The following is a 5,158-nucleotide window of genomic DNA, read 5'->3' on the forward strand; positions in this document are numbered from 1 at the left end:
TTTTTTTAGAAGTAACACCATGGTTACTGACAATTATATTAGTTTTTGTTTTTGGTGGGCTGTCATTCACCAAAACAGTTATATCTACAATTGTTTCAAGTAGTTTGAAACAAAAGGAAGCTGGTGCCGGAATGAGTTTGCTTAATTTTACCAGTTTTTTATCAGAGGGAATAGGTATTGCAATTGTTGGTGGTTTATTATCTGTACGCTTACTGAATCAGAAGTTGCTACCTATGGACCTTGATCAATCCACTTATTTGTATAGTAATATGCTATTCCTTTTTACAGGAGTCGTTGTTACTAGTTGGCTGATCACCTTGAATGTATATAAACGAAGACAAATTCAATTTAAAAGTTGAATACCAGAGATAAATTAAATGACTTCTAGCTTTCTTAAGCAATCGGGCGCGATTGTTGAAGATCAGAAAATTTTTAAGAGGTGGCAAATTTGCCACCTCTTTTTATTTTCTTCGGCTAAAAGTGAAACTTTCTGCAGAAGAAAATACGTGGCAATTGTCAACGGTAAATGTCTGACTGAAGCGACAGCGAAAGGAATTTAAGGAGTTGACAATTTTGCTACACCCGAACCCTCTTGGCTCGTCAAAAGGCAACACCTTTTGACCTGCCAACCGGCGAGGGAGCCCCCTCAAAAAGTGAGGGGGTTGGGGGAGCTTTTTGGAGGGGGTCGAGGGGAAACTTTTCCCTCGTGGGTTTGGGCAAAGCCCATGATCTTTTCTTTTGCTTTTGAATTTGGGGGAGCGGTTTTTGCTCCCTTGCTTTTCGCCTCGCAGAGCACGTCCAGAAGAATTCTGGTATACCGTGTTATACCAAATGGTTTTGGCTCCTCTCGCCTGATGTGTTATTCTCTTCTCAAATGGAGGTGTACGAGATGGCGCACGTTCAGAAATTCACTAAAGGAAATATGCAAGGCTTGTCAATTCACTTAGACCGAAAAACAGAAAACCATTCCAACAAAAATATTGATACAGAGCGTACACATCTGAACTATGATTTATGCGAAAAAGACGGAGATACACTTTCCCGCATGGACGAAAGATTGAGTGAAGTTTATTGCATGAATCGGAAAGATGTAAAGGTGTGCTGTGAGTGGATCGTCACACTGCCTGAATCGCTTCACAATGAATCTGTTGAGTATCAGAGGAAATTCTTTGAGGAAACATACGAATTTCTTACAGATCGTTATGGAGGACAGGAGAACGTCGTTTCAGCGAATGTCCACAATGATGAAACAACCCCTCACATGCATTTTGATTTTGTTCCGGTTGTTTGGGATGAGAAAAAAGAGCGTGAAAAAGTATCAGCGAAAGAAGTGCTGACGAGATCGGAATTGAAAAGTTTTCACACTGATTTAGATAGACACTTGAAAGAGCGAATCCCTGAAATTTATCAAGAAGGAATTTTAAATGATAAGACGATCGGGATTGAAAATATTCATTCGCTGAAAAAATATTCAGCGGAGATTGAACAGCAGAAAGAGGAAATGGCTAACGAATTTAAGAGTTTTAAATATCCGCAAAAAGTTTTGAAAAGTATTGAGCGAGAAGTTGAGAAGAAAACTGTTGGAGTCTTTAATAAAAAAGAAGTAGTTATGTTGCCAGCGGAACGCTACGAGAAAATGAAAGAGTTATCGAATTCGAGTATTAGAATTCAACAACGATTTGATAAATACAAATCAAAAGCTGTTGAAGAAATTAAAAATTTAAAAGTAAATGTGAAAAATTTCGAGGAAGATAACGAACATCTTCGCTATCGAAATATTGATTTTGGTAGAGAAATTACATTGTTGCAAAAAGAGCGAGATCGACAAACAGAAAATGCAATTGTTTATAAAAGTATTTTGGAAGAAAAAGAGCCCGATCTTCAGATTAGTACGTTAGAATTTCAAGGCCGGTTAGTGCTTCATAATTTAGAGAATGACCGTATGCCAAAGAATAAAGAAGAGGGAGAAAACTGGCTGGAGATCCTCGAAGAAAATAAAGAAGAAAAGACGATTCCACAAAATCGACTTGAAAAAGCGATTGGTAAAATTAAATTGTTTTTAGAGAAATTTATAAAACGGGCTAAAGAAGCAGATTTCTCGATGGATTGGCTGGTGGAGAAAAACAAAGAACTTTCTCAGCAGCGGCAGCAACAGAAGAAAACGAAAAGCAGATCTAGTGGCATGGAGTTGTAATTGATCTTAGAATGCCCTTATTTCTCTTCAAAATCGTTTTTAAGAGCTTTTGAAGTAGTTTGCTAGGGTTTGTGTGGTTTTTTAAGCAATGCGGCTTAAAAAGGCTTGTGAGCGTTTTTAAAGTAATTAGAAATATGGTTTTAGATTTTTAGAAAAGCCCTGTGTTTTTTAAGGGCTTTTTTTGCTTTTTATGAACTGGATTTCGAACTAGATTTTACGAGGAGAGAGGGAAAAAGGGGGGGCTACTACGACCCCCCCTTTAAGTGCCGAGTGCCAATTTCAGCGAAAAAGCCGCACGAAGCCAGGTGGGACAAGGGTTTGTGGTGGGCGAGTTCTCGGCGACTTTTCAGCGACTTTTCAGCGACTTTTCAGCTGAATTTCGGAAATTTGTATTTCCCTGTAATGCTTTACTCCATCCGAATAATGTTATATACTAATAAAAAAACATGAGAAAGAAGGTTTTGTTATGGCTCAAAAAAATGAAAAAGAAGAAATGCAAAGTGTAACGATCCGTATTCCCAAAGAGTTGTATTTTGAATATAAGCAAGCTTTGTTGGAGCAAGGGAAAATTGTGACTTATGATGTGCGGAGATATATGAATGATGTTGTAGAAAATCATAAGAAGGGGCATCAATGAGCATAAAAAAAGAGCGCCTCTGCGAAAGGTACGCTCAATTTACAACTCATTTTTGTAAGGTGAATATATCATTATGGCTAAAGATAAAGCAAGATACTTCACGTTTTTATTATACCCCGAATCTATCCCTGAAGATTGGGAAATGAAATTAGAATCAATTGGTTTGCCGATTGCAATTAGTCCACTTCATGATAAAGATTTAAGTGATGTTGAAGGGCAAAAATATAAAAAGGCTCACTATCATGTAATTTATGTAGCAAAAAATCCAGTAACCACTGATAGTGTGCGTAAAAAAGTAAGACAAATTTTGGGCGATAAGAGTGTTTCTATGGTTCAAATTGTAGTTCAAAGCATGGAGAATATATATCTGTATTTAACTCATGAATCAAAAGATGCTATTGCTAAAAAGAAACGTGTGTATGACAAGAAAGACATTAAGCTGCTGAACAACTTTGATATTGATCGGTACATAACGCTTGATGCCGAAGACAAAGACGACATGTTGAATGATGTCTGTGATTTGATTGATGAAAATGGACTAGCAAACATTCGTGAGTTAAGGAGATTTGTTAAAACTCGTGGGGCTGAACATAATTTGCCTAGCATGAAGATAATAAACTCTGTTTTGCGGTCGCATACTGGATTGATTAGATTGTATTTCGATGCTGTTTATCAAGAACGGAAATATGGTCGAAGCGATTTCGACAAAGAAACAGGCGAATTAAAATGACAAAAAGGAGGTAGATTGAATGATTACTAGAGAAGATGAGGCGAATTTTCCTGATTTTAAAACAGTGTTGGAAGCAAAACAATATTTTAGAAAACGTTATGGCAAAAGCTATCGTGAAGGTGGCCGTGAGCAATTAGACGAAAATCATATTTGCTATTTTGACGAAGTTGATTATCAACCTGTTCAAATTTCTGTTTTTGATGATGGATCGGTTTTAGTTCATGTGGTTTATTGAGATACAAAAGATGTTCAACAAACGGGCCATTTAACGGAATAAGTGATGAAAACTGAATTTAAAACTTAGTCTGTATGTGGTAAAATGTTTCAATCAAGATTAGGAGGCATTAATTATGAAGTGCAATGAATGTAACAGGGTTCAATTAAAAGAGGGAAACGTATCATTAGCCCTATAAACTGCGTCTACCCTCATTATTGGAGGGCGAAATGTGAATACGTCTTATTCACAATCAAATTTACGACACAACCAAATTTTAATTTGGCTTTGCGTTCTATCTTTTTTTAGCGTATTAAATGAAATGGTTTTGAACGTCTCATTACCTGATATTGCAAATGATTTTAATAAATCACCGGCGAGTACAAACTGGGTGAACACAGCCTTTATGTTAACCTTTTCTATTGGAACAGCTCTATATGGAAAGCTATCTGATCAGCTAGGCATTAAAAGGTTACTCCTATTTGGGATTATAATAAATTGCTTCGGATCGGTAATTGGGTTTGTTGGACATTCTTTTTTTCCCATACTTATTCTGGCTCGATTTATTCAAGGAGCTGGTGCAGCTGCATTTCCAGCACTCGTGATGGTTGTAGTTGCGCGCTATATTCCAAAGGAAAATAGGGGTAAAGCGTTTGGTCTTATTGGCTCCATAGTAGCTATGGGAGAAGGTATCGGTCCAGCTATTGGTGGAATGATAGCTCATTTTATCCATTGGTCTTATCTTCTGCTCATTCCAATGATGACAATTATCACTGTTCCGTTCCTTATTAAATTGTTGAAAAAAGAAGTAAGGATAAAAGGTCATTTTGATATTGTAGGAATTATACTAATGTCAGTGGGCATTGTATTTTTTATGCTGTTTACAACATCTTATAACATTTCTTTTCTGATCATCAGTATTCTGTCATTCCTGATATTTGTAAAACATATTAGGAAAGTAACAGAACCTTTTGTTGAACCTGCACTGGGGAAAAATATTTCTTTTATAATTGGTGTCCTTTGTGGAGGACTTATATTTGGTACAGTAGCAGGGTTTATCTCTATGGTTCCTTACATGATGAAAGATGTACATCAACTAAGTACTGCTGCAATTGGCAGTGTGATTATTTTCCCTGGAGCAATGAGCGTTATTATCTTCGGTTACATTGGTGGATTACTTGTTGATAGAAAAGGTCCATTGTACGTGTTAACCATTGGAGTTACATTTCTTTCCGTTAGCTTTTTAATTGCTGCCTTTTTTTTAGAAGTAACACCATGGTTACTGACAATTATATTAGTTTTTGTTTTTGGTGGGCTGTCATTCACCAAAACAGTTATATCTACAATTGTTTCAAGTAGTTTGAAACAAAAGGAAGCTGGTGC

At 36.7% G+C, this 5,158-nt stretch carries 6 protein-coding genes and 1 pseudogene; all 7 read left to right on the forward strand.

Features of this window, described 5'->3' with window-relative positions:
* Positions 1–359 (forward strand): annotated as a pseudogene (locus DF281_RS14130) (tetracycline efflux MFS transporter Tet(L)); the annotation flags it as partial.
* A gap of 530 nt (positions 360–889) precedes the next feature.
* On the forward strand, positions 890–2,194 hold the full coding sequence (mobV, locus tag DF281_RS14135) for a MobV family relaxase (RefSeq protein WP_039043705.1): 1,305 nt from the start codon (positions 890–892) through the stop codon (positions 2,192–2,194).
* Positions 2,195–2,660: 466 nt separating this feature from the next.
* Positions 2,661–2,831, forward strand: a complete 171-nt coding sequence (locus tag DF281_RS14140; RefSeq protein ID WP_012477453.1) for a hypothetical protein — start codon at positions 2,661–2,663, stop codon at positions 2,829–2,831.
* Positions 2,832–2,904: 73 nt separating this feature from the next.
* Positions 2,905–3,561 (forward strand): replication protein, encoded by a 657-nt coding sequence (locus DF281_RS14145; RefSeq protein WP_012290103.1) that lies wholly within the window; start codon positions 2,905–2,907, stop codon positions 3,559–3,561.
* A 19-nt stretch (positions 3,562–3,580) separates the two neighbouring features.
* On the forward strand, positions 3,581–3,796 hold the full coding sequence (locus DF281_RS14150; RefSeq protein WP_039043706.1) for a hypothetical protein: 216 nt from the start codon (positions 3,581–3,583) through the stop codon (positions 3,794–3,796).
* Between the two features lie 115 nt (positions 3,797–3,911).
* Positions 3,912–3,974, forward strand: coding sequence for a tetracycline resistance efflux system leader peptide (locus DF281_RS15140; protein ID WP_013762478.1), 63 nt, complete (start codon positions 3,912–3,914; stop codon positions 3,972–3,974).
* Between the two features lie 33 nt (positions 3,975–4,007).
* The coding region (gene tet, locus DF281_RS14160) for a Tet(L)/Tet(K)/Tet(45) family tetracycline efflux MFS transporter (RefSeq protein WP_109350907.1) at positions 4,008–5,158 on the forward strand (1,151 nt) is incomplete at its 3' end.

It is taken from the genome of Kurthia zopfii, assembly GCF_003143955.1.
Taxonomy (GTDB): Bacteria; Bacillota; Bacilli; order Bacillales_A; family Planococcaceae; genus Kurthia; species Kurthia zopfii.